The organism is Streptomyces sp. NPDC046887, from assembly GCF_040644755.1.
Classification (GTDB): domain Bacteria; phylum Actinomycetota; class Actinomycetes; order Streptomycetales; family Streptomycetaceae; genus Streptomyces; species Streptomyces lichenis.
Genome location: NZ_JBEYXH010000001.1, coordinates 361,951 through 383,504, shown reverse-complemented (window position 1 = coordinate 383,504; position 21,554 = coordinate 361,951). Strand labels below are relative to the sequence as shown.

Genomic DNA, 21,554 nt, shown 5'->3' with positions numbered 1-21,554 from the left:
AGCCAGTCCATCGTCACAAGGGTGCCGTAGGGGGCGGGCGTTTTCCACTGAGAAGTGGGACATTGGAGACAAACAACGCAAGCGTGAGGAGTCGGGTCGATGTATCCCGCCGAGGAAGGCCCCGCCCAGGGCAACGTCGTCCACACCAAGGCGCTGATCGTGACCGACGGCCCGCTCTCCCGCCCCGTACCGGTCGCCCTGCGCATCGATCCGACCGAGCCCGAGCCCGATAGCGCCGACGAAGAGGCGGCCGAGCCGTCCGTGCGCTTCTGCTTCCCCGGCGGCACCGAGTGGCCGGTGCCCCGGGCGCTGCTGGAGAAGGGCCTGCGTGGCCCGGCCCGGGGCGGTGACATCGAGATCTGGCCCTGCGGCCGGGTGCAGGTGATCGTGGAGTTCCACGCGCCGGAGGCGGTCGCGGTCGTCCAGTTCGACTCCTCGGCACTGCTGCGCTGTGTCCGCCGCAGCTACGCGGCCTCGGCGGCGTCCAGCCGCCCTTCTGTCACCAGCTGAGTCCGCCCCCGGGCACGCCTCGGCGGCCGGACCCCGTCCAGGGGGTCCGACCGCCGGCGGTACGAGTACGAAGAGGGGTGCCGTCAGCGGCCGGTGGTGCCGCCGCCCGCGGTGACCAGCTCCCGCTCGTCCTCGCCACGCTGACTCTCGATGTGCTTGCGCAGCGAGTCGCCCTCGACGTCCACATTGGGCAGGGCGCGGTCCAGCCAGCGCGGCAGCCACCAGGCGGCGCGGCCGAGCAGGGCCAGCACCGCCGGGACGATCGCCATCCGGACCACGAAGGCGTCGAAGAAGACGGCGACGGCGAGCCCGAAGCCGATCATCTTGACCATCTGGTCGCTGGAACCGATGAACCCGGCGAAGACGGCGATCATGATGATCGCGGCGGCGGTGACCACCCGGGCCCCGTGCCGGAACCCGGTGACGACCGCCTCGTCCGCCGCCTCACCGTGGACGAACGCCTCCCGCATCCGGGTGACCAGGAAGACCTCGTAGTCCATCGCCAGGCCGAAGACCACACCGATCATGAAGATCGGCATCATGCTCATGATCGGGCCGGTCTGCTCGACGCCGAAGACCGAACCCAGCCAGCCCCACTGGAAGACCGCGACCACCGCGCCGAGCGCGGCGACGACCGAGAGCAGGAAGCCGAGCGCCGCCTTCAGCGGGACGAGCACCGAGCGGAAGACCACCATCAGCAGGAGAAACGCCAGGCCCACCACCAGTGCCAGATACGGCACCAGGGCGTCGTTCATCTTCTGCGAGAAGTCGATGTTCATCGCGGTGGCGCCGGTGACATGGACCTCGTCCCCGGTGGTGTCCCGGATGGAGTGGACCAGCTCCTCGGTCTCGGTGGAGGAGGGGCGGTCCTCGGGCACCACGGTGACGATCGCGGTGTCGCCGGCCTTGTTGAACATCGCCGGGGTGACCGCGGCGACCCCGTCGACCTTCTTGATCTGCCCGGTGGCCTTCTCCGCGGACTCCTTGCCGCCCTCGACCACGATCATCAGCGGTCCGTTGGCGCCGGGGCCGAAGCCCTCGGAGATCAGGTCGTAGGCGCGGCGCTGGGTGGTGGAGGTGGGCTGGGCGCCGTCGTCCGGCAGGCCGACCTCCAGCGAGGCGGCCGGGACGGCGATCACCCCGAGGCCGATCACACCGGCGAGCAGCACGGCGACCGGGTGGCGCAGCACCGTCCGGGCCCAGCGGGTGCCCATGTTCGGCTTGGCGTCGGCGCCCGAGCCGCCCTCGGCGAGCTTGGCGCGGGCCTTGCGGCCGTGCACCCGGGTGCCGGCGTAGCCGAGCAGCGCGGGGATGAGGGTGAGGGCGATGAGTACGGCGATGGCGACCGTGCCGGCCGCGGCGAAGCCCATCTTCGTCAGCATCGGGATGTTGACGACGGCGAGGCCGGTCAGCGCGATGACCACGGTGAGACCGGCGAAGACGACGGCGGAGCCGGCGGTGCCGACGGCGCGCCCGGCGGCCTCCTCCTTCTCCCGGCCCTCGGCGAGTTCGGCGCGGTAGCGGGAGACGATGAACAGCGCGTAGTCGATGCCGACCGCCAGGCCGATCATGGTGGCCAGGATGCCGGTGGTGGAGCCCAGGTCGAGGGCGCTGGCCAGCGCGGTGATGGCCGAGGAGCCGATGCCGACCCCGATCAGGGCGGTGACCAGCGGCATCCCGGCGGCGATCAGCGAGCCGAAGGTGATGACCAGGACCAGGGCGGCGATGACCACGCCGACGATCTCGCCGGAGCCGGTCTCGGGCACCGCCTGGAGGGCGTCACCGCCGATCTCCACGGTGAGCCCGGACTTGCGGGCCTGGTCGCCGGCCTCGGTGAGCGCCTCGCGGTCGGCGTCGGTCAGCTCCATGCCGTTGACCTTGTACGACACCTGGGCGTAGGCGGTGGTGCCGTCCCGCGAGACGGCCTTCGACTGGTACGGGTCGCTGACGTCGGCGACCTTGTCGGAGCCGGAGCGCAGCTCGCCGACGGCCTTGGTGACGACGGCCTTATTGGCCTCGTCGGTCATCTTCTGCCCGCCCGGGGCCTTGAAGACGACCCGGGCGGTGGCGCCGTCCGCGCCGGCGCCGGGGAAGCGCTCGTCGAGCAGGTCGAAGGCCCGCTGGGCCTCCGTGCCGGGTATGGAGAAGGAGCTGGAGGTGGCGGCGGGCGCGAGTGCGGCGCCGGTTCCGGCCAGCGCCAGCAGGGCGACCCAGAGCAGGGCCACCAGATGCCGGCGCCGGAAGGCGGCACGGCCGAGTCGGTACAGGAACGTGGCCACGAGGGCGTCTCCCGGTTCGAGAGGGACAGGACATGGGGAGTCGGCCGACGGCGCGAGCGGTCACGCGTCAGTTGAGCTGCGGGTGGTGCGGATCGAGCTCTGGGTGGTGCGGGTTACGGCTGGCTGCGGGGGGTTCGGACGAGGAGGGCGGGGAGGACCACCGCGTCGATGTACTCGGTCAGAAAGGCCCGGTCCACGTCCCGGGCGTCGATCAGCGGACGGACGACGAAGAGCCCGAGCACCATGTGCGGGACGAGCTGGAGGGCCGGGTTGTCGGCCGCCACCTCACCCCGCCGCACCGCGCGGGCCAGCACCTCGCCGAGGCCGGTGACCTCCGGCTCCACCAGGAGCTCGCGCAGCGCCTGGAGCAGGTCGGGATGGTCGTGGACGGCGTGGACCAGACCCCGCATCAGCGCGGAGTCCTTCTCGATCTGGCATTCGTCGGTGTGCGCCAGCAGTGCCAGGAAGTCGCCGCGGAGCGAACCGGTGTCGATCGCGGCGATGTCCACCGGCTTGTCGTTCCGCAGCGCGTGTGCGACCAGTTCGGGCTTGCTCCCCCACTGGCGGTAGAGGGTGGCCTTGCTGGAGCGCGTCCGCGCGGCGACCGCGTCCATGGTCAGCGCGTCGTACCCGACCTCCCGGAGCAGGTCGAGGACGGCCTCGTACAACTCCGCCTCGCGCTCGGGGGTGAGCCTGCCGCGTGCCATGGGACCGTCCTGCGTGGTGTTGTCGTCGATCGGCCGCGAGCGATCCGCGCCCACCGGCACCAGGCCGCCCGGACACGCACCCACTCGCGATACGAAACGGTTTCGTACACCGGCATCGTATGTCCGCCCCTCAGCGAAACGAAACGGTTTCGTACGTGTCCCCCATCACGTCCCCCATCACGTCCCCGATCACGTCCCTCCCCACGTCATGTCGCGGGGAGATCGTGGAAGTCTCCCCAGCCGGGTTGCCGCGCCCCTTCCGCGCGGAAAACATGAACCTGTGAGCAGCGAAGCCGCCTACCTCCGTCACCCGCACCTCCACGACGACCTGCTGTGCTTCACGGCCGAGGACGACCTGTGGATCGCCCCGCTCGCGGCGGACGGCGATCCGCCCGGGCGGGCCTGGCGGTTGACGGTGGACCGCACCCGGGTGGACCAGCCGCGCTTCTCGCCGGACGGCCGCCATATCGCGTACACGACCTGGCGGAGCCTGGACCCGGAGATCCACCTCGCCCCGGTGGACGGCGGCCCGGCCCGGCGGCTGACCTACTGGGGCGCGCTGGACACCCGGGTGTGCGGCTGGACGCCGGACGGCGAGATCCTGGCCGTCGCCTCGCACGGCCAGCCGTTCTCGCACTTCTCCTGGGCGTACAAGGTGCCGGTGGACGGCTCCCCCGGGGGCAGGCTGCCCTGGGGCCCGGTCTCGGACATCGCCGTCGCCGACGTGGGCGGCCGCCACCTCACCCTGCTGCTGACCGGGAAGCCACCGCATGAGCCGGCCGCCTGGAAGCGGTACCGGGGCGGTGCGACCGGTCGGCTCTGGCTGCACGGCGAGCAGCTGCTGCCCGAGCTGGACGGGCGGGGCCACCTGGACTGCGCGATGTTCGTCGGCGACCGGATCGCCTTCCTCTCCGACCACGAGGGCGTCGGCAACCTCTACTCCTGCCGCCCCGACGGCACCGGGCTGACCCGGCACACCGACCACGACGAGTTCTACGCCCGGCACGCCTCCACCGACGGGCGGCGGGTGGTCTACCAGTGCGCCGGCGAGCTGTGGATGGTGGACGCGCTCACCCCCGACTCGCGGCCGCGCCGGCTGGACATCCGGCTCGGCGGCCCCCGCCCCGGCCGCCGCACCTACCAGGTCCCGGCCTCCCACCACGTCAACGCCGTCGCGGTGGACGACACCGGCCGGGCCAGCGCGGTGGGCGTGCGCGGCAGCCTCTACTGGCTCACCCACCGGGACGGCCCGGCCCGCACCATCGCGGACACCCCCGGCGTACGGGTGCGGCTGCCGGTGATGCTGGGCGACGGCGGCCGGGTCGCCTACGTCACCGACGCCGAGGGCGAGGACGCCATCGAGATCGCCCATCTCCCCCGGGCCAGCGGCGACCGCCCGATCCGCCGACTGGCCGCCGGCGAACTGGGCCGCGTCCACGAGCTGGCCGCCGACCCGGACGGCGACCGGCTGGCGGTCGCCTGCCACGACGGACGGCTGCTCCTCCTGGACGTCTCCGCCGAGGACGCGGCGGCGGTGCCCGAGGCGGTATCGGCGGTTGGGTCGGAGGGCGGCACCCGTCTGGTGCGCGCCAGGCCGATCGGCGCGGAGGGGGCCCCGGGGTCGGGTGCGGAATCCGGTACGGATACGGGTGCGGGCACCGAGGACGGTACGGATACGGGTACGGACATTGGCAGTCGTACGGGTACGGGTACGGACACTGGCAGTCGTACGGGTACAGGTACGGGTGCTGGTGCCGGTACGGGTGCCGACGACCGTACGGGCGCGGGCGCCCAGGAGGCCTCCGGGGCACCGACTTCCCCCTCCCCGGAGGCTTCAGCCTCCCCCTCCCCCACCCTCGAACTGACCCGCTCCATCAACGGCCCCGTCCGCGACCTGGCCTTCTCCCCTGACGGGGCCTGGTTGACCTGGTCGCATCCCGGCATCGGCCGCTCCCTCCGCCAGATCAAGATCGCGCGCATCGCCGACCGCACCATCGTGGACGTCACCAACGGCCGCTTCGAGGACGAGAACCCGGTCTTCACCCGGGACGGCCGCTATCTCGCCTTCCTCTCCTGGCGGGGCTTCGACCCGGTGTACGACGTGCACACCGGCGACCTCTCCTTCCCGCTGGGCTGCCGCCCCCATCTCGTACCGCTGGCCTCCGCCACCCCCTCCCCCTTCGCCCTCTCCCCCGAGGGGCGCCCGGCGGCGGGCGGGCTGGACCCGGGCGAGGCCGGGACCGGCGACGGCACCGTGGTGGTGGAGTTCGAGGGGCTGGAGAGCAGGGTGACCGCCTTCCCGGTCTCCGCCTCCAAGTACTCCTCGCTGCGGCCGGTCGCGGGCGGCGGACTGGTCTGGATGCGCTGGCCGATCTCCGGCGCGCTGGGCGAGACCTTCGCCAACCCGGCCGACACCTCGGGGCGGCCCACCCTGGAGCACTTCAGCCTGGCCAAGGCCCGCCGCACCGAACTGGTCAGCGGGCTGGACTCGTTCGCGGTGAGCGGGGACGGCACCCGGCTGGTCGTGCTGGACGAGGGCGAGCTGCGGGCCGTCCCGGCGACCGAGCCAGGGGACGGCGACAGCACGGTCTACCTGGACACCCGCCGGATCCTGCACGAGGTGGACCCGTGTGCCGAGTGGCGGCAGGCGTACGACGAGGCGGGGCGGATCATCCGGTCCTACTTCTGGGACCCGGGGATGAGCGGTATCGACTGGGACCAGATCCTGGAGCAGTACCGCCCTCTCCTCGAACGGGTGGCCTCACCCGACGAGTTCGCCGATCTGGTCCGCGAGGTGCTGGGCGAGCTGGGCACCTCGCATGCCTACGTCACCCCCGCGCGCCGCAACGAGGGGCCCCCGCACTACCAGCGCTCCCAAGGCCTCCTCGGCACCAACTTCACCGTCCGGGACGGCCGCTGGCTGGTCAAGCGGATCCTGCCCGGTGAGTCCTCCGACTCCAAGGCCCGCTCCCCACTGGCCGGTACGGGCATCCGCGAGGGCGCCGCGCTCACCCATGTGGACGGCCGCCCGGTGGACCCGGTGGCCGGCCCCTTCCCCCTGCTCGCGGGCGCCGGCGGCACCTCCGTGGAGCTGACCTTCGAGCCGCCCGAGGGGGAGCCGGGGCGGGCGCGGCGGATCGCCATCGTGCCCCTGGTCGACGAGCGGCCGCTGCGCTACCAGGACTGGGTGGCCAAACGGCGCGACGTGGTGCGCGAGTTGAGCAACGGCATGTGCGGCTATCTGCACATCCCCGACATGGGCGGCTCGGGCTGGGCGCAGTTCAACCGCGACCTGCGGATGGAGGTGTCCCGGCCCGCGCTGATCGTGGACGTCCGCGGCAACGCCGGCGGCCATATCAGCGAGCTGGTGGTGGAGACCCTGACCCGCAAGATCCTGGGCTGGGACCTCACCCGCAACGCGCAGCCCGTCTCGTACTCCTCCAACGCCCCGCGCGGCCCGGTGGTCGCCCTGGCCGACGAGGCCACCGCCTCCGACGGCGACATGATCACCGCCGCGTTCCGGCTGCTGAAGCTCGGCCCGGTCGTCGGGTTGCGCACCTGGGGCGGTGTGGTCGGCATGACCGGCCGCCACCGCCTGGGCGACGGCACCATCATCACCGTCCCCATGAACGCGGCCTGGTTCGACGAGTACGGCTGGACCGTGGAGAACCGGGGTGTGGAGCCCGACATCGAGATCCAGCGCACCCCCCTGGACTGGGCCGAGGGCCGCCACCGCCAGCTCTCCGACGCGGTCGAACTGGCGATGCAGCTGCTCACCGAACACCCCGCGGCCCGCCCACCCGACTACTCCCAGGTCCCCGACCTACGCCGCCCCAAGCTCCCCCCGCGGGGGTGAGGCGGCTGTCGGTGGCGTTACTCCTGGTGCGGGTTCAGGTGAATCCAGCCGTTCCCAGGAACGTATCGCATCTCCGCGCCCTGGTAAGGCTGGCGACGGCCGGCTGGCTCAGCTGCTCCCGCGGCTATGGCGGTCACCGGGATGTGACCACGATGAAGCACATAGGTGATGGACAGCCGGTGTTCATCCTTCGACCACCACCCCCCGCACGGGTCGGTCTCCTGGGCGATCTTCAGCAGGGCCTTCCCGACGATCTTCTTCTGCCTCTTTGGCAAGACTTCGAACTGGCCACGAGCGTCAGGAGTGAAGAGCAGGTCTCTGATCACGCAGTCCCTCAGGCGTGAAAGGCCCCCGTCTGACGCAGAGGCCGGACGGTCAGACCGTGCGGACGACGGGGGCGGGTTTGATGTCCAGGGCGCCGATGAGAACGCGGATGTCCGACGGATCGGACGTCCAGATGATGGCACCGTAGTTGGCCGCCATGACGACGACCGCGGCATCGACTACGTCACTGGTTCCGGCCTCGCCGCAGAGAACTCCGGCGGCCTTGGCTGTCTCCAGGCCGACCGGCATGACCGTGCACCCGGCGAGGAACTTGCCGAGCCTGACCTGGCGACGGGAGTTCCGCCAGGCTTGGCTGACGACCACGGACGGGACGTGGATGTCACGGCCTTCCTCCAGGGCCAGGTGGTGGCGAGCCCACATGTTCCGGTCGTCGTTGTCGATGGCGATCAGCACACCGGCGTCGTAGAGGTAGGGGATGCTCACGCGGCCGAGGTCCCCACACTACTCAGATACTCGGCGTCGGCGGCGGCCATCTCCGCGCGGGCGGCGGCGAGCTCATCCGGCGTGAACGCGCCACGCTCCGCCTGCCACTCCTGCACCACCGCCCGGCCGGCCCGCCGGCGCAGTTCCCGCTCAGCCGCCCCTGCGACAAGCCGGGAGAGCGGCACTCCTTCCTGCTCGGCCGCGTCCGCCAGTGCTTCGACCAGGGACTCGTCGAGAGTGACAGTCACCTTCTTAGTAGCCATACAAACACCATATCTCGATATGGCGAAAGGCGGGAAGGAACTTGCCTGACTGAGGCAACGGCCCTCAGGGCTGGAACACCACCTCCGGGTTCGCGGCGCTCGGCCCGTCGAAGAGCGGGGCCGGGCGGCCGCGCAGCTGGTGGTCGAAGAAGGCGCCCACATAGGCGCGGGTGATCTGCTGCGAGCGGGTGCCGGAGAGCGGGGAGTCCGGGTCGGTGTCTCCGGCTTGCTCGCCCAGCACCGGCCAGTCGGTGAAGGCGAAGTGCCCGGCGCCGGTAACCGTCAGCCACCGCTTCCAGCCGTCCAGCCGCTGCCAGGCCTGCTCCCAGCTGTGGTCCTCGATGTCCGGGGGCAGCAGCGCCGGGTCGCCGCCGAGCATCAGATAGGGCCGGCCGTCGAGCCCCTGCTCCGGCACCGGGGTGAAGAAGGTGCCGTCGAGGTTGACCCCCGCCTTCACCCGGCGGTCGGCCGCCATCACCGCCGCCGTGCTCGCCCCGCCGATGGAGTGCCCGGCGGCACCGATCCGGCGCGGGTCGATCAGCCCCGCGTACCGCCACACCGCCCGGGGCCCGGTCAGCCGGTCCAGCACGAACGAGATGTCCTTGGCCCGCCCGTCCGACACCCGGCCCATCTCCTCCATCGAGGAGATCTGCTCGCAGGCGGCGCAGCCCAGCAGCCGCCCGCCCGGGAAGCTGGTGCCGTCCGTCTCGTACGCGTGGTCCACGGCCGCGACCACATAGCCCCGGCTGGCCAGCTCCTCGGCGAGCGAGGTCAGCGTGGTGCGCGGCACGGTGAAGCCGGGCGAGAGCACCACCAGCGGATGGCGGCCCGCCAACGGCCGGGCGCCCTCCCGGGCGTATGTACGGGTCCGGCTCACCTGCTCCGCCGTGACGTGCTGCCCCAGCGTGCCCCGGTCGGTGAGCAACGCCGTGGCCTCCGGCACCGTCATATACGAGGCCGGGCGGCCGGTGCCCGCCCTGGCCGGGTAGTACAGCGACAACAGCAACTCCCGGTCGGCCGTGGGCACCCAGGGGTCCTTGCGGCCCTTGTCGACCAGATGCAGCGTGTCCCGGCCCACGGCGGACCCGCCGGTCGGCTTCGGCAGGGCGAGCCGGGGCGCGGCGGTGCCGGAGCCGGCAGGCGAGGGCCCGGGGCTCGCGGCAACCGCCGTACCGGACAGGGTGGTCGGGGCGGCCGCCAAGGTCAGTGCGGCCAGCGTCAGCGCCAAGGCGCGGATCGATCTCCTCATGACCATGATCCTAGATCCCAACTTAGGCCAGCCTGGCCTTATTTACCGAGGCCATCGCATAGGGTCGCCAGCTCACCCTTCGGAGGACCAACCGATGCCCGCAGACCAGCAGAACCCCACCCCCGCCACCGCCCCGCCCTTCCTCATCGGCGGCGAACTCCCGGTCCACCGGCTCGGCTTCGGCGCGATGCGCCTGCCGACCGGGCCGGAGCAGGCCGACCGGCGGGCAGCCATCGCCGTCGCCCGCCGCGCCGTCGAACTGGGCGTCACCCTGATCGACACGGCCCACCTCTACGGCTGGGGCGCCAACGAGGAACTGCTCGCCGAGGCCCTGCACCCGTACCCCGACGACCTGCTGGTCACCACCAAGGTCGGGGTCGTCCACACCCCCGACGGCGGGGAGTACGACGCCCGCCCCGAGAGCCTGCGCGTGCAGGTGGACGAGGGCCTGCGCAGGCTCCGTATCGAGCGCGTCGGCCTGCTCCAACTGCACCGCCTCGACCCGAAGGTGCCGATCGCCGAGCAGGTCGGCGCCCTGGACGACCTCCGGCGGCAGGGCAAGATCGGGCACATCGGCCTCTCCGAGGTCACCGCCGAGGAGCTGGCCGAGGCCCGCCGCACGGCCCCGATCGCCAGCGTCCAGAACCGCTACAACCTCATCGACCGGGCCCACGAGCCCGTCCTGCAAGCCTGCGAGGCGGCCGGCATCGCCTTCCTCCCCTGGCGCCCGGTCGCCGCGACGGCCGAGACCCCCGCTCAGAGCGCCGCCCTCGACACCGCGGCCGCCATCGCCACCGAACTCGGCGCCTCCACCCCCCAGGTCCTCCTCGCCTGGCTGCTCGCCCGCTCCCCCGTCATCCTCCCCATCCCCGGCACCGCCTCCCTCCCCCACCTGGAGCAGAACGTGGCGGCGGCCGCCCTCCACCTCACCGAGGACCAGCGCCGCCGCCTGGACGAGTCGACTCACCCCGCCCCCTGACATTCACGGAATCGTTTCCTCAACACCCCTTCGACCAGCGCCAATTGGTTGTCCGGAGTTTGTCCAGTGCCGTCCGGTCTGCCGGGTCCGTTGAACGGGAAGGGCGAGGCGCAGACGACAACGGCGGTACGCCAGGGAGGTGGCACGCATGACCGAGGAAGCGAACAGGTCCGGGCAGCCGGAGGAGCAGCGGCCGGAGGGACGGCCGGGCGAGGAGGTGGACGAGCCGGGTTGGGAGGTCGACCCGGAGGACGAACGGGGTGTGGCGGTGGTCGCCGCCCTGGGCAAGCAGTTGCGGATGCGCCGCAAGCGGGCCGGGTTCAGCGCGATCCAGTTCGGCCGGGCCATCGGGTACGGCGAGGACCACGTCTACAAGGTGGAGGCCGGTACGCGCATCCCGCGCCCCGACTACCTCGACAAGGCCGACCGGGTGCTGAAGGCGCAGGGACTCATCATCGTCATGAAGGAGGACGTGGCGCAGGCGCGGTACCCGAAGAAGGTCCGCGAGCTCGCCAAGCTGGAGTCCAAGGCGGTCGAACTGCTGTCGTACGGGAGCCACAACCTGTACGGGGCGCTCCAGACCGAGGAGTACGCCCGAGCGCTGCTGAAGACCTGGCGCCCCGCCTACTCGCCCAACCAGTTGGAGCGGATGCTGTCGGCGCGGGTCGCCCGCCAGTCCATCTTCACCCGCTCCCCCGCCCCGGAGCTGAGCTTCGTCCAGGAGCAGGTCACCCTGGAGCGACCGGTGGGCGATCGCGACGTACTCCGCCGCCAACTCCAGCACCTCCTGGTGCTCACGGAGTTGCCCCATGTGGAGATCCAGGTGATGCCCACCGACCGGGCGAACCATCCGGGGACGGGCGGGCGCATCGGGGTGCTGAAGTTCCCGGACGGCACGGCCATCGGACGTTCCGACGGCTGGGCCAACGGCAGGCCGGTGTCAGACCCGAAGCAGCTCCGTATCCTCGAACTGCGCTATGGCATCATCCGGGCCCAGGCTCTCACTCCGGGAGAGTCGGTGGCCTTCATCAAGCAACTGCTGGGAGAGACATGAGCAGCGAAACCTCCACGGATCTTCCCTCCGCCGCCTGGTTCAAGAGCAGCTACAGCAGCAGCAGTGACGGCGAGGACTGCGTCGAGGTGGCCCCCCGGGCCTGGTTCAAGAGCAGTTACAGCGACAGCAGTGACGGCGAGGACTGCGTCGAGATCGCCGCCTGCACCGCCACCGTCCACGTCCGGGACTCCAAGAACATCCCCGGACCGCAGCTCGGCCTGGCCCCCACCGCCTGGGCGGCCTTCATCGCCTACGCGGCCCAGGCCTGACCCGTACACACCGCACGGCAGGGAGAGGCGCGCCCGGCACATCCCGGGCGCGCCTCTCACGGCAGCGCCAGCACCTCTTCGATCGCCGATCGGATCAACTCGTCGTCCAGGAAGGCCCGGTAGTCCCGGTACGTGGACAGCCGGCGGTCGGAGTCCCGCACCGTACGCAGCAGTTCCCGCGCCTCCGGAGAGACCGTGCCCATCCGGGCCAGGGCCCGCAGCGCCTCGCGGAAGAGGCCGTAGAAGTCCCCGCCCTCGGCCACGTCGGCGAGGCACCCCTCCAGGACGGACGCGCTGGGCTCCGCCTCACCGGTGATCGACCAGAGGGCGACCGCCGCCTTGGGCCGCGCCCAGTCGCCGCCGTGCTCCATGGCCCGGCGCACCCGCTCGGCGTACGGCGCGGCCGCCGGCCCGAAGTCCCCGAGCAGGTGGAACGGGCCGTGGTACGGCTCCTCCGCGTCCGACATCGCCGCACCGATCAGCCGCAGCGCCGTCTCCCGGTCACCCCCCAGCCGCCAGCAGGCCCAGGCCACCCGGTGGTGGTGGGCAGACCCGTCCAGCACCGCACAGTCGCGTACGGCCGACTCGGCGGACGCCGCCACTTCCGGCCCCATCGCCACCAGCGCGTCCACCGCCTGCAAGGCGTACCGAGGGTCACCCAGCAGGGCCACCACCTCGGGCAGCGCGGGCGCGGCGGCGGGTCCCCAGGCGGCCAGGATGCGGAGGAACACACCGGTCAGCGGCCCGCCCTCCACGAGCGCCGCGCGCACCGCCGGGGCCAGGACCTCCGCGTACCTCCCCAACGGGGCCAGCACCTCCTCGACCTCCGGCAGCCGGGGGTCGCTCATCACGTACCCCCGGGACCAGAGCCCCTGGTACGGCGCGCACAGCCGCTCCACCAGCCCCGGCAGCCCCCGTTCGTCACCGATGCGGGTCAGCGCCCAGCGGGCGTGGTCACCGACGGTCCCCTCCAGGAGCCAGGCCTCCCCCGGGTCATCCACCAGCGCGGCCAACTCCTCGGCATACGGGGCCGCCTGGGCGCCCAGCACCGCCAGCAGATGGACCGCCCGGTACCGTACGCCGTCGTCCGGGTCGGCGAGCAGCTCACCGGCGAGCGGCAGCACCGCGGCGGCCGCCGACGGCAGGACCACCAGCACCTGCCACACCGCGTCCAGCGCCTCCCGACACACCGGGGCGTTCCCGGTGCGCCGCGCCTCCGCGAGGAGCCCCAGGGCGAAGGCCAGCTCCGTCCGGGGCTCGTCCTCGAAGAGCCGCGCCGCCCAGCGGGCCACATCCTCGCGGGTGAAGGCCCCCTCCACACCGGGCACGTACCAGACGTCCCCGAAGCACACGTCCGGGTCGCAGACCACCTCCACCAGCAGATCCGACCGGTCCACGGCCACCCGGGGCTCGAAGGCCGCCCAGGCGTGCACGGCCGCGACCCGCATCACCGGGGCGCCGGTCCGCAGCACCTCCTCCACCACCGCCCGTACCCGCTCCACCGCCCCGGCGTCCTCCGATTCCGCGGCGGCGGTCCCGAGGGCGAGCAGTACGGTCAGCCGCACCGCCGGGTCCTTCTCCCCCCGCCACCGCTCCAGCAGCCCGCCGATCCCCCCGGCCAGCCCCAGGGCCGCCCTCCGCGCCGCGGGATCGGGGTCCACGAGCAGCGCCCCGATCGCCGGGGCATGGCGCTCCCACGCCTCGCGCCACCCGGCGTCCACGTCCTCCGGCCGGGCCTCCGCCACCTCCTCGTACAGGCCCACCAAGTCGTCGACGAAGCTGGTCCGGCAGCCCAGGTCCGGGTCACCGGCGAGAGCGACAAGGACGGGCAGCAGGATGGTCGCCATCGCCGCCCCCTCTCCGGTCGCCCGCACGGTGTAGCCGTACGACATCCGGTCGAACGGCTCGCAGGCGTCCTCCTCGGTGGCCTCCCGCCCCTTGCGCACCAGCCGCCTCAGGCCGCGCCGCAGCTCCCCAGCCGGACCCCGCCCCACCTCGGACACCACCCGCTCCCAAGGCACCTCGTCCACCACCGCGAGCGTTCCGTCCGCCATGCATCCCCCCGTCCCCATCCCCATCTCCCCCGTCCCCATCCCCATCCCCATCCCCCGCCCCGTCCCCTGGTCGGCTCAGCCTGCCACCCACCACACGCACACGAAAGGCGCACCCGGCGTCCCGGGTGCGCCTCCCTCAGCGGCTGTCAGCAGTCGCCCAGCCAGGCGCCGAAGGCGCCCCACTCAGGCGGCGCGCTCAAGCCCGCCCGGGCGCGGCTCAAGCGCGGCGGTCGCGGCGCTCGTCGGCGGCCATGGCGGTCGGCTGCCGGCGCTCGTCCATCGGACGGTCCTGCCGGCGCGCGGCCTCGTCACGCTGCGGGCGGTCGCCCTTGGCGGGGCGCTGCTGCGCGTTCCGCTTGGCGTCCTGGCCCTGGCGCTTGGCCTGGTCCTTCATGTCCTGCGCCTTGTCCTTGAACTGGTCTGCGATGCCCATCGAGGCTCTCCTGTAAGGGAAGTGGGGACTTCGGGGACCGCTTCCGGTCCCCGGCCTCGATCAGACTGACACGCCCGGGCATACCGCGCATTTCGATCAAGAGGTGACCGGTTCGTCACGCTCCGCACGCGCCAGCTCGTCGGCCTCGCCGCCCGCCCCGACCAGGCCCTTGCCGATCCCGGAGAGCCGGCCCTCGAAGCGCCGGACCTCGCGGGCGCCGACCGTGCCGATGAGGCTCGGCAGATAGCCGCGCACCGACTGCATCCCGCGCAGCCACCACTGGGCGTAGACATGCGCGGAGCGCCGTTCGATACCGGCGACGATCCGGTCCACGGCCGGGCCCAGCGGGTAGGTGCGGTTGCACGGCCAGGGCAGCCGCTGCCGCAACTCCCGCATCACATCGTCCTGGTCGGCTCCGCGCACCATGTCGGTGTCGGTCCAGGACAGATAGCCGACGCCGACCTTCACGCCCCGGTAGCCCACCTCGGCGCGCAGGCTGTGCGCGAACGCCTCCACGCCCGACTTGGAGGCGCAGTACGCGGTCATCATCGGCGCCGGGGTCATCGCGGCGAGCGAGGCGATCTGGAGGAAGTAGCCCCGGCTCTCCAGCAGCACCGGCAGGAAGGCGCGGCCGGTCACGGCGCCGCCGATCAGGTTGACCTCGATGACCCGGCGCCAGGCGACCGGGTCGGACTCGGTGAGCGGACCGCCGGTCGCCACGCCCGCGTTGGCGACCACGATGTCCACCCGGCCGAAGCGTTCCTTGACCTCGGCGGCGACCCGGCTCATGGCCTCGTGGTCGGTGACATCGGCGTGCCACCAGTCGCTCTCGCTGTGCAGCCGCCCGGAGACCCGCTTCAGCTCGTCCGGCTCCAGCCCGACCAGAGCGACCTTCGCCCCACGCGCCGACAGCTTGCGGGCCAGCAGCTCACCCACGCCCCGGGCACCGCCGGTGACGACGGCGACCTGGCCTTCCAGACGACCGACCCTCCGCTGCGAGCTCATGCCGCCCCCTCCTTCACGTTCACCGTCTCCGTCAGGTAGGTGCCGGCCAGTTCCCGGATGCGGCCGGTCACCGCGTCCGGCGCCTCGATCGGGGTCATATGGCCGATCCCGGCCAACTCCTCCAGCCCGACGCACTGCGGCAGCGCGGCGGCGATGGCCCGGGCGTGTACGGGTGGGGTCAACCGGTCGGCCGTACCGGCGATCACGGCCGTGGGCACCGCCAACTCCCGTACGTTCGCCTCCACATCCAGCCCGGACAGCACATGCGACCAGGCGACCCGGGCGCCGCGCGGGCAGGCGTGCACGATCCTGGCGCACTCGATGACCCGGTCCCGCGCCGAAGCGGGGCCCATGGTCGCGTACTTGAGGATGGCGCGGGACACCGGTGTGACCGGGCCGAGCGGGGCGCTGGCGCCCAGTACGGCGGCGGTCAGCCGGGTGCGCAGCGCCCCGGCCCGCAGCGGCAGCACCAGCGACTCGTCCACCAGCTTCGACGCCCCGGTGCTGCACAGCAGTACGGCGGCGGCGTGCTCGCGCACCCGGGGCCGGGTGGCCGCCGCCATGATGGTCATCCCGCCCATGGAGTGCCCGGCCAGCACCGCCTTCTCGCCGGGGGCGAGGGTGGCGGCGAGCACCGCCTCCAGGTCGTCGGCGAGCGCCTCGGTGGAGTAGCCGCCGGGCCCCGCGGCCGGGCTGCGGCCGTGGCCGCGCTGGTCGTAGAGGACCACCCGGTGATCGGCGGCCAGCTCCCGTACCTGCGCGTTCCAGAACTCCGTGGAGCAGGTCCAGCCGTGCGCGAGCACGACGGCCGGGGCCCCCTCGGGCCCGTGCACCCGGGCGTACAGCTCCGTCCCGTCCGCCGACACCACCCGCATCACACCGCCTCCTTCGCCGTCTTCGCCGTCTTGTCGATCCGCTGCGCTACGGCCCGGGGCGGGCGCACGATCTCGTACTCCGCCAGGTCCACCGCCTTGGTCGCCCGCCGGAACTCACTCGTCGTCCCCGGCCACAGGGTCGTGTTGCGCCCGTTGGCGTCCAGGTACCAGGAGTCGCAGCCGCCGGCCTTCCACACCGTGCGCTCCATCCGGGACTGCACCCGCCGGTTCCAGGCGGAGACGGCCGACGGGCGCGGATCCAGCGCCGCCCGCTCCCCCAGCAGCCCGAGCTGCCGCAGATAGTCGGCCATGTAGTTCAGCTGCGACTCGATCATCAGAATCATCGACGAGTTCCCCAGCCCGGTGTTCGGGCCGATGATCGTCATCCAGTTGGGGAAGCCGGCCGCGGTAGCGCCGCGTAGCGCCTCCATACTGTCCTTCCACGCCTCGGCGAGCGTGATCCCGTCCGCCCCGGTGACCCGGGCCGCGATCGGCATGTCCGTCACATGGAAGCCGGTGCCAAAGACGATCGCGTCCACCTCGGCCTCGGTGCCGTCGGCGGCCACCGCCGTACGCCCACGGATCTCCGACAGCCCGGAGGCCACCACGTCCACATTGGGCTGGGCGAGGGCCGGGTAGAACTCGCTCGACAGCAGGATCCGCTTGCAGCCGATGCGGTAGGACGGGGTCAGCTTGGCCCGCAGCTCCGGGTCCTTGATCGCCTTGGCCATGTTCGCCTTGGCCAGCGACTCGACCAGGCCGAGCCGCTCGGGCCGCTTGGTGAAGGCGCTGACCTGGAGTTCGCGGATGCCCCAGAGCAGCCCGCGCCGGGCGGTGGCGGTGAGCGGGAGCCGGCGGTGCAGCCAGCGCTCGGGGCCGCTGATGGCCCGGTCCATGCGCGGCATCACCCAGGCCGGGGTGCGCTGGAACAGCGTCAGCTTCCGCACCGCCGGCTGCACCGCCGGCACGATCTGAATCGCCGAGGCGCCGGTCCCGATCATGGCGACCCGCTTGCCCGCGAGGTCGTAGTCATGGTCCCAGCGCGCCGAGTGGAACACCCGTCCGCCCGCCTCGCGGAAGCCGTCCAGCCCCGGCACGTCCGGGATCTTCGGGTCCGACAGCGGCCCGGTGGCGGAGACGACCGCCTGCGCGGTGAACCGCCCGCGCGAGGTCTCGATCTCCCAGCGCAGCTCCTCGCGGTCCCAGCGCATCCCCAGCACCTCGTGCCCGAGCCGCAGATGGGGCCGGAGCCCGAAGGTGTCGGTGACATGCTCCAGATACGCGCGGATGTGCCGCTGCCCGGAGAAGGTGCGCGGCCAGTCAGGGTTGGGCGCGAAGGAGAAGGAGTAGAGGTGGGAGGGGACGTCGCAGGCGCAGCCCGGATAGCTGTTGTCCCGCCAGGTGCCGCCCACCGAGTCGGCCCGTTCCAGGACGACGAAGTCGGTGATCCCCTCGCGGCGCATCCGGACGGCGGCGCCCAGCCCGCCGAACCCCGACCCGATCACCGCCACTCGTACGTGCTCGTGCTGGCTCATCGCCACCGCCTCCACATCCGCATCGACCGCATCGACCGTCCACACCGACCTCGCCGCCATCGGCGCACACGACCTTGCCAGCAATCACTGGCAAGGTCTCTGGTCGGGAGCGTAGAGCAGTCACATACCGAGCGGTAGGGGTGCGACCGACAAAGTTACCGGCGGTACAACATAGGGTTGTCGGCGTGGCGAACGAGCGGACGAGAACCAGGGCCCACGACGGACGGCCCAAGGAGGAAACCGGGGACGCAAGCCCAGCCTCCAAGCCCCCCGGGCGTGAGTACCGGGCCGAGGAGCTGGCGGAGGCCGCTGGCATCACCGCCCGTACGCTGCGCTTCTACCGCGAGCGCGGACTGATCCCGCCGCCCCGCCGGGAGGGCCGGATCGCCTGGTACGACGACCACCATCTGGCCCGGCTGCGCACCATCGCGGCCCTGCTGGAGCGCGGCCACACCCTCAACGGCATCGCCGACCTCGCCACCGCCTTCGAGAGCGGCCGCGACGTAGGCGAGGTACTGGGTCTCGGCGAGCCGACCGAGGAGGAACCCGTCCGCCTCACCCCCGAGGAACTGGCCGACCACTTCGGCGACCAGGTCACCCCGGAGAACCTGGCCGCCGCCCTGGACCTCGGCTACCTCGCCACCGACGGCGAGGAGATCGTGCACGTCAGCCGTCGCCTGCTGGACGTCTCCTCCGCCCTCGTACGCGAAGGGGTGCCGCTCGCCGCCGTGCTCGCCGCCGCCGGCCGCGTCCGCGAACACGCCGACGCCCTTGCCAGCCTCTTCACCGACCTCCTCCACGAGCACAAGGGCACCGGCACCGACGCCGACCGCCTCCGCCCCCTCGCCAAGAGTGTGGTCGACGCCGAACTCTCCATGGCCCTCGACCGCCGCCTCCGCGAGGGCTGACCGACCCTTCCGACTCAGTCCCCGTACACCGCCGCTGACCAGCCCTGCTCAGCCCCGGGCACCGCCACTGACCAGCCCCGGTCCCGGTCAGTCCCCGTACACCGCCGTCACCGGCGCATGATCACTCCACCGCTCCCCATGACTCGCGGCCCGCTCCACATACGCCTTGACCGGCTGGACACCGCAATGAGGGATCCGCGGCGTTGGGGCAACTGACCAATGCCAGGCTGAGGAACTGTGTCTGCCCCGTATAGAAGCCGAGGGACACGTCACCACCCCACGCCAGGCGCTCGGCCGCCTCCGAGACATGGAATGCCAGCGACGTACTGTCCTGGTCACTCGTTGATCGGAACCGTGGGGCGTGCTCGGTAAGTTGCCGCCCCAGCCATTCGACCGCTTGCTTCGGATCATCCCACGTACCCCTGATGAGCCGAGGCGGTTTCATCAACCAATGCGCTGTTTGCGTCGGAGGCAACGCGCCGGTGCGAAAATCGTCCGCAGCCGTCCGGTACCGCTGGTTGAGTTTGATCCCGTCTGTGTCCTCGTCGCTCATTGGCGGGGGCGGCGGGGCAGGGTGCGGCGGTCGCCTGTGCCCCTCGTTGTCGAACTGCAACTTGTCCCCCAGCCACACGTATCCGTGGTGGTGCAACTCGACTTCCTGTCTTTGGCGTCGCGCGATGGGGAGCCAGCCGGACCCGGACCGCTCCGAAGGGACGAGCCGGGGCCGACTGGAGCCAGATCAGGCGGTGACCGTGAAGCGGGCCGGGTCGATACCCGCCGCGTCCAGCTCCGCCTTGGTGAAGCGCAGCGGCGTCATGTCGGGACGCTTGCTGTCGCCGAGGGCCCACGCGTCCGGGCCGATCTGCGCGAGGGTCACGCACGACTCCCCGTCGGGGTGGGTGTTGCCGCCGCATGCCTTGTTGACCATGACGGTCTCGGCTACGAGGACTGCGTACAGGTCGGTCATTGAAGTGCCTTCCTGGTCGTGAGAACGGCCCAGAGCAGAGCCGTCCACCACCCCGGTGATGCAGGGCGGAAGTCTCCTGGTTCCAGCGGGTAGCTACCGCCTCCCGCTGCTCGACACCGAGCTAATCCCCGACGGGCGGGAGCAGTCACGGCTTATTGGTGTCGTCGGGTAAAGATCATTGCCCACTCGCCGAGGAGTTCGCGACAGGTATCGCCGAACACGGCTAGTTCTTCATATCGGTCGAAGTGTTCGCGGAGTTCCGAGATATCTCGGTTATCACGGAGCATGAGGGCACCGGTTGGGGTCTCGACGGTGGCCAGTCGACGGTCGTACACCGTGAACACGCTGAGGGGGTTGACCCCGACCGGACCAGTCAACCCACTGGGAATGATTCCGATGCGGACCGTGGGGATGCGAGACACAGACGCAACCCGGTCGAGCTGCATGGCCATTTCGACGGGCGAGAGGATGGGCCACTTGAGGGCCTGCTCCGTGAGAATGAACGTGAACCGCTTGGAGGGCTCCAGAAGGACCCTTTGCCGTTCCAGCTTCTTCGACACCGTCTTACTCATGTCGCCGGCATTGCGGGACAGACTCGCACGAACGTACTCCGGCGTGGCCAGCAGACCAGTAATCATAGTCGGCAGAAAAAAGCGAAACTCGGTCGTCACCGTTTCCAGTCGCGCCAGCTCGTTCTGTTTCTTGTCGAGTCCGCGCTTCCGTGAGGACCAGTCGTCTTGCCATTCGATGTTGGCCGAACGGGCGAGAGCCATTATCTCTTGAGCCAGCCCGCCATCCGAGGCCAGCGCTTCAAGAATTAGCTCGACATCAATGATGGTCGGGGTGAGCTTCCGACTCTCAATGTTACTGATCTTGGTTTGGGACATGTTGCAGCGCCTGGCGAGCGCGGTCTGACTGAGACCGGCCCGCCGTCGCTCCGCGCGCAGCGCTTCGGCCAGATCTGATCTGGACTGACCTAGCCTTTCAGGCTCAAGCCTCAAGGCCCTTCACGTACTCCTCGAAAGGCACCGAACGCTCAACCGCAATGCGCCGCCACTTTCTGTACGGGGTCAGGTCGCCGTCGAATGTCTCGCGGTTGATCTGTGTACCGTCCGGACGGAAGTTCAGATACACAAGCTTTGAGTCATCGAACATCCACCAGTCCTGGCCCGTGAGCGGAAGAGCGAAGCCTTCCTGTGTCACGTCGAGTATCCGAATGTCCTCCCCCGCCGCAATATTGCCGGGAATTCCCCAGGCGAACTGGTATCGCTGGTATTCCGTCAACGGCTGCCGAACGACCCTCACACGGCCGATGGTCCGGCCCGTCGCCTTGTAGGTGCGCACGTCCTCGTGCCAGGCGGCATTGTGTTGCTCGGGCTTGGGCTCGCCCCGGAGGAATCGCGCGATGTTCTCTTGCTCGGACGGCATGGTGTACGTCGGCTGCGCTTCGAACCGCCATGCGTCCTGCGTGAAGGAGTCGAAGTACCGGCCCCACTCGTCACCATCCAAGAGCACGAACGGCCTCCCTCAGCACGCGTTCCGGGATGCGCACCAACCCCTCGCCACCCGGCGGCTGGAACGTGGTGTCCGCGGTCCCCTGGACGACGAACGAGCCGTCAGCGGCCCGGTACACGTTCGGGCAATCCTTGTTGTCGCAGTTGCCGCTTCCGTTGCCGGTGAGACGGGTCAGTTCCTCACGAGCCATGATGAAAACCCCCTCGGTCCGGACCCGTGCGGGCCGGTCGAGAAGAACGTTACGAGGCATAGGAGTTGGGCGTCCATGCGGCAACGCCAATATTGGCGTAGTCGGGTAAAGCCAGGCCGCAGCAGTCGCTCGACCAGG

The 21,554-nt window shown here is 71.2% G+C and carries 21 protein-coding genes and 1 pseudogene; 6 read left to right on the top strand and 16 right to left on the bottom strand.

Features of this window, described 5'->3' with window-relative positions; translation table 11 throughout:
- Window positions 1–99: 99 nt before the first annotated feature.
- Window positions 100–510 (top strand): SsgA family sporulation/cell division regulator, encoded by a 411-nt coding sequence (locus ABZ945_RS01710; protein ID WP_361262203.1) that lies wholly within the window; start codon window positions 100–102, stop codon window positions 508–510.
- 83 nt (window positions 511–593) lie between these two features.
- Here ABZ945_RS01710 and ABZ945_RS01705 read toward each other — a convergent pair whose 3' ends face one another.
- On the bottom strand, window positions 594–2,789 hold the full coding sequence (locus ABZ945_RS01705) for an MMPL family transporter (RefSeq protein ID WP_361262200.1): 2,196 nt from the start codon (window positions 2,787–2,789) through the stop codon (window positions 594–596).
- A gap of 113 nt (window positions 2,790–2,902) precedes the next feature.
- Window positions 2,903–3,496, bottom strand: coding sequence for a TetR/AcrR family transcriptional regulator (locus ABZ945_RS01700; protein WP_248636005.1), 594 nt, complete (start codon window positions 3,494–3,496; stop codon window positions 2,903–2,905).
- 280 nt (window positions 3,497–3,776) lie between these two features.
- Between ABZ945_RS01700 and ABZ945_RS01695 the strand changes: the two genes are divergently transcribed.
- Window positions 3,777–7,352, top strand: coding sequence for a S41 family peptidase (locus ABZ945_RS01695; RefSeq protein ID WP_361262196.1), 3,576 nt, complete (start codon window positions 3,777–3,779; stop codon window positions 7,350–7,352).
- 17 nt (window positions 7,353–7,369) lie between these two features.
- Here the strand turns inward: ABZ945_RS01695 and ABZ945_RS01690 are convergent, their stop codons facing one another.
- The 4 genes from ABZ945_RS01690 to ABZ945_RS01675 form a co-directional block, all read right to left on the bottom strand.
- Window positions 7,370–7,678: a hypothetical protein gene (locus tag ABZ945_RS01690; RefSeq protein ID WP_361262193.1), complete on the bottom strand. Its 309-nt coding sequence runs from the start codon at window positions 7,676–7,678 to the stop codon at window positions 7,370–7,372.
- A 49-nt stretch (window positions 7,679–7,727) separates the two neighbouring features.
- Window positions 7,728–8,120 (bottom strand): PIN domain-containing protein, encoded by a 393-nt coding sequence (locus ABZ945_RS01685; protein WP_361262191.1) that lies wholly within the window; start codon window positions 8,118–8,120, stop codon window positions 7,728–7,730.
- Window positions 8,117–8,383: a hypothetical protein gene (locus tag ABZ945_RS01680; RefSeq protein WP_361262188.1), complete on the bottom strand. Its 267-nt coding sequence runs from the start codon at window positions 8,381–8,383 to the stop codon at window positions 8,117–8,119. Before ABZ945_RS01680 ends, ABZ945_RS01685 begins: the two co-directional genes overlap by 4 nt.
- A gap of 64 nt (window positions 8,384–8,447) precedes the next feature.
- Window positions 8,448–9,632: an alpha/beta hydrolase gene (locus ABZ945_RS01675; RefSeq protein ID WP_361262186.1), complete on the bottom strand. Its 1,185-nt coding sequence runs from the start codon at window positions 9,630–9,632 to the stop codon at window positions 8,448–8,450.
- Window positions 9,633–9,726: 94 nt separating this feature from the next.
- On the opposite strand from ABZ945_RS01675, the gene ABZ945_RS01670 reads away from it, so the two are divergent.
- The 3 genes from ABZ945_RS01670 (at window position 9,727) to ABZ945_RS01660 (ending at window position 11,934) form a co-directional block, all read left to right on the top strand.
- Window positions 9,727–10,611, top strand: coding sequence for an aldo/keto reductase (locus tag ABZ945_RS01670; protein ID WP_361262183.1), 885 nt, complete (start codon window positions 9,727–9,729; stop codon window positions 10,609–10,611).
- A gap of 148 nt (window positions 10,612–10,759) precedes the next feature.
- Window positions 10,760–11,665 carry a helix-turn-helix transcriptional regulator gene (locus tag ABZ945_RS01665; RefSeq protein ID WP_361262180.1) on the top strand — a complete coding sequence of 302 codons (906 nt, stop codon included), beginning with the start codon at window positions 10,760–10,762 and terminating at the stop codon, window positions 11,663–11,665.
- Window positions 11,662–11,934 carry a DUF397 domain-containing protein gene (locus ABZ945_RS01660; RefSeq protein ID WP_361262177.1) on the top strand — a complete coding sequence of 91 codons (273 nt, stop codon included), beginning with the start codon at window positions 11,662–11,664 and terminating at the stop codon, window positions 11,932–11,934. The genes ABZ945_RS01665 and ABZ945_RS01660 overlap by 4 nt, the downstream gene beginning before the upstream one ends.
- A gap of 56 nt (window positions 11,935–11,990) precedes the next feature.
- On the opposite strand, the gene ABZ945_RS01655 is transcribed toward ABZ945_RS01660, so the two are convergent.
- The 5 genes from ABZ945_RS01655 to ABZ945_RS01635 all read right to left on the bottom strand — a co-directional run bounded on the left by ABZ945_RS01655 (window position 11,991) and on the right by ABZ945_RS01635 (window position 17,836).
- On the bottom strand, window positions 11,991–13,988 hold the full coding sequence (locus ABZ945_RS01655; RefSeq protein WP_361262174.1) for a hypothetical protein: 1,998 nt from the start codon (window positions 13,986–13,988) through the stop codon (window positions 11,991–11,993).
- A gap of 217 nt (window positions 13,989–14,205) precedes the next feature.
- Entirely contained in the window at window positions 14,206–14,421 is a 216-nt protein-coding gene (locus tag ABZ945_RS01650; RefSeq protein WP_361262171.1) for a hypothetical protein, read from the bottom strand.
- 96 nt (window positions 14,422–14,517) lie between these two features.
- Window positions 14,518–15,426, bottom strand: coding sequence for an SDR family oxidoreductase (locus ABZ945_RS01645; protein WP_361262168.1), 909 nt, complete (start codon window positions 15,424–15,426; stop codon window positions 14,518–14,520).
- Window positions 15,423–16,301: an alpha/beta fold hydrolase gene (locus ABZ945_RS01640; RefSeq protein ID WP_361262165.1), complete on the bottom strand. Its 879-nt coding sequence runs from the start codon at window positions 16,299–16,301 to the stop codon at window positions 15,423–15,425. The genes ABZ945_RS01645 and ABZ945_RS01640 overlap by 4 nt, the downstream gene beginning before the upstream one ends.
- The gene (locus ABZ945_RS01635) at window positions 16,301–17,836 is read right to left on the bottom strand and encodes an NAD(P)/FAD-dependent oxidoreductase (RefSeq protein ID WP_361262897.1); all 1,536 of its coding nucleotides are present in this window, start codon (window positions 17,834–17,836) and stop codon (window positions 16,301–16,303) included. The genes ABZ945_RS01640 and ABZ945_RS01635 overlap by 1 nt, the downstream gene beginning before the upstream one ends.
- A 296-nt stretch (window positions 17,837–18,132) precedes the next feature.
- On the opposite strand from ABZ945_RS01635, the gene ABZ945_RS01630 reads away from it, so the two are divergent.
- A complete protein-coding gene (locus tag ABZ945_RS01630) occupies window positions 18,133–18,744 on the top strand; it encodes a MerR family transcriptional regulator (RefSeq protein ID WP_361262894.1) in 612 nt (203 codons plus the stop codon).
- Between the two features lie 87 nt (window positions 18,745–18,831).
- On the opposite strand, the pseudogene ABZ945_RS01625 reads toward ABZ945_RS01630, so the two are convergent.
- The 5 genes and pseudogenes from ABZ945_RS01625 to ABZ945_RS01605 form a co-directional block, all read right to left on the bottom strand.
- Window positions 18,832–18,921: pseudogene (locus ABZ945_RS01625) on the bottom strand (exodeoxyribonuclease III); the annotation flags it as partial.
- Window positions 18,922–19,483: 562 nt separating this feature from the next.
- A complete protein-coding gene (locus ABZ945_RS01620; RefSeq protein WP_361262162.1) occupies window positions 19,484–19,711 on the bottom strand; it encodes a DUF397 domain-containing protein in 228 nt (75 codons plus the stop codon).
- 152 nt (window positions 19,712–19,863) lie between these two features.
- Complete coding sequence (locus ABZ945_RS01615) at window positions 19,864–20,712, bottom strand: helix-turn-helix transcriptional regulator (protein ID WP_361262159.1); 849 nt, start codon at window positions 20,710–20,712, stop codon at window positions 19,864–19,866.
- The gene (locus ABZ945_RS01610) at window positions 20,702–21,226 is read right to left on the bottom strand and encodes a DUF6879 family protein (RefSeq protein WP_361262156.1); all 525 of its coding nucleotides are present in this window, start codon (window positions 21,224–21,226) and stop codon (window positions 20,702–20,704) included. The genes ABZ945_RS01615 and ABZ945_RS01610 overlap by 11 nt, the downstream gene beginning before the upstream one ends.
- On the bottom strand, window positions 21,210–21,416 hold the full coding sequence (locus ABZ945_RS01605) for a hypothetical protein (RefSeq protein ID WP_361262153.1): 207 nt from the start codon (window positions 21,414–21,416) through the stop codon (window positions 21,210–21,212). The genes ABZ945_RS01610 and ABZ945_RS01605 overlap by 17 nt, the downstream gene beginning before the upstream one ends.
- Between the last annotated feature and the right edge of the window lie 138 nt (window positions 21,417–21,554).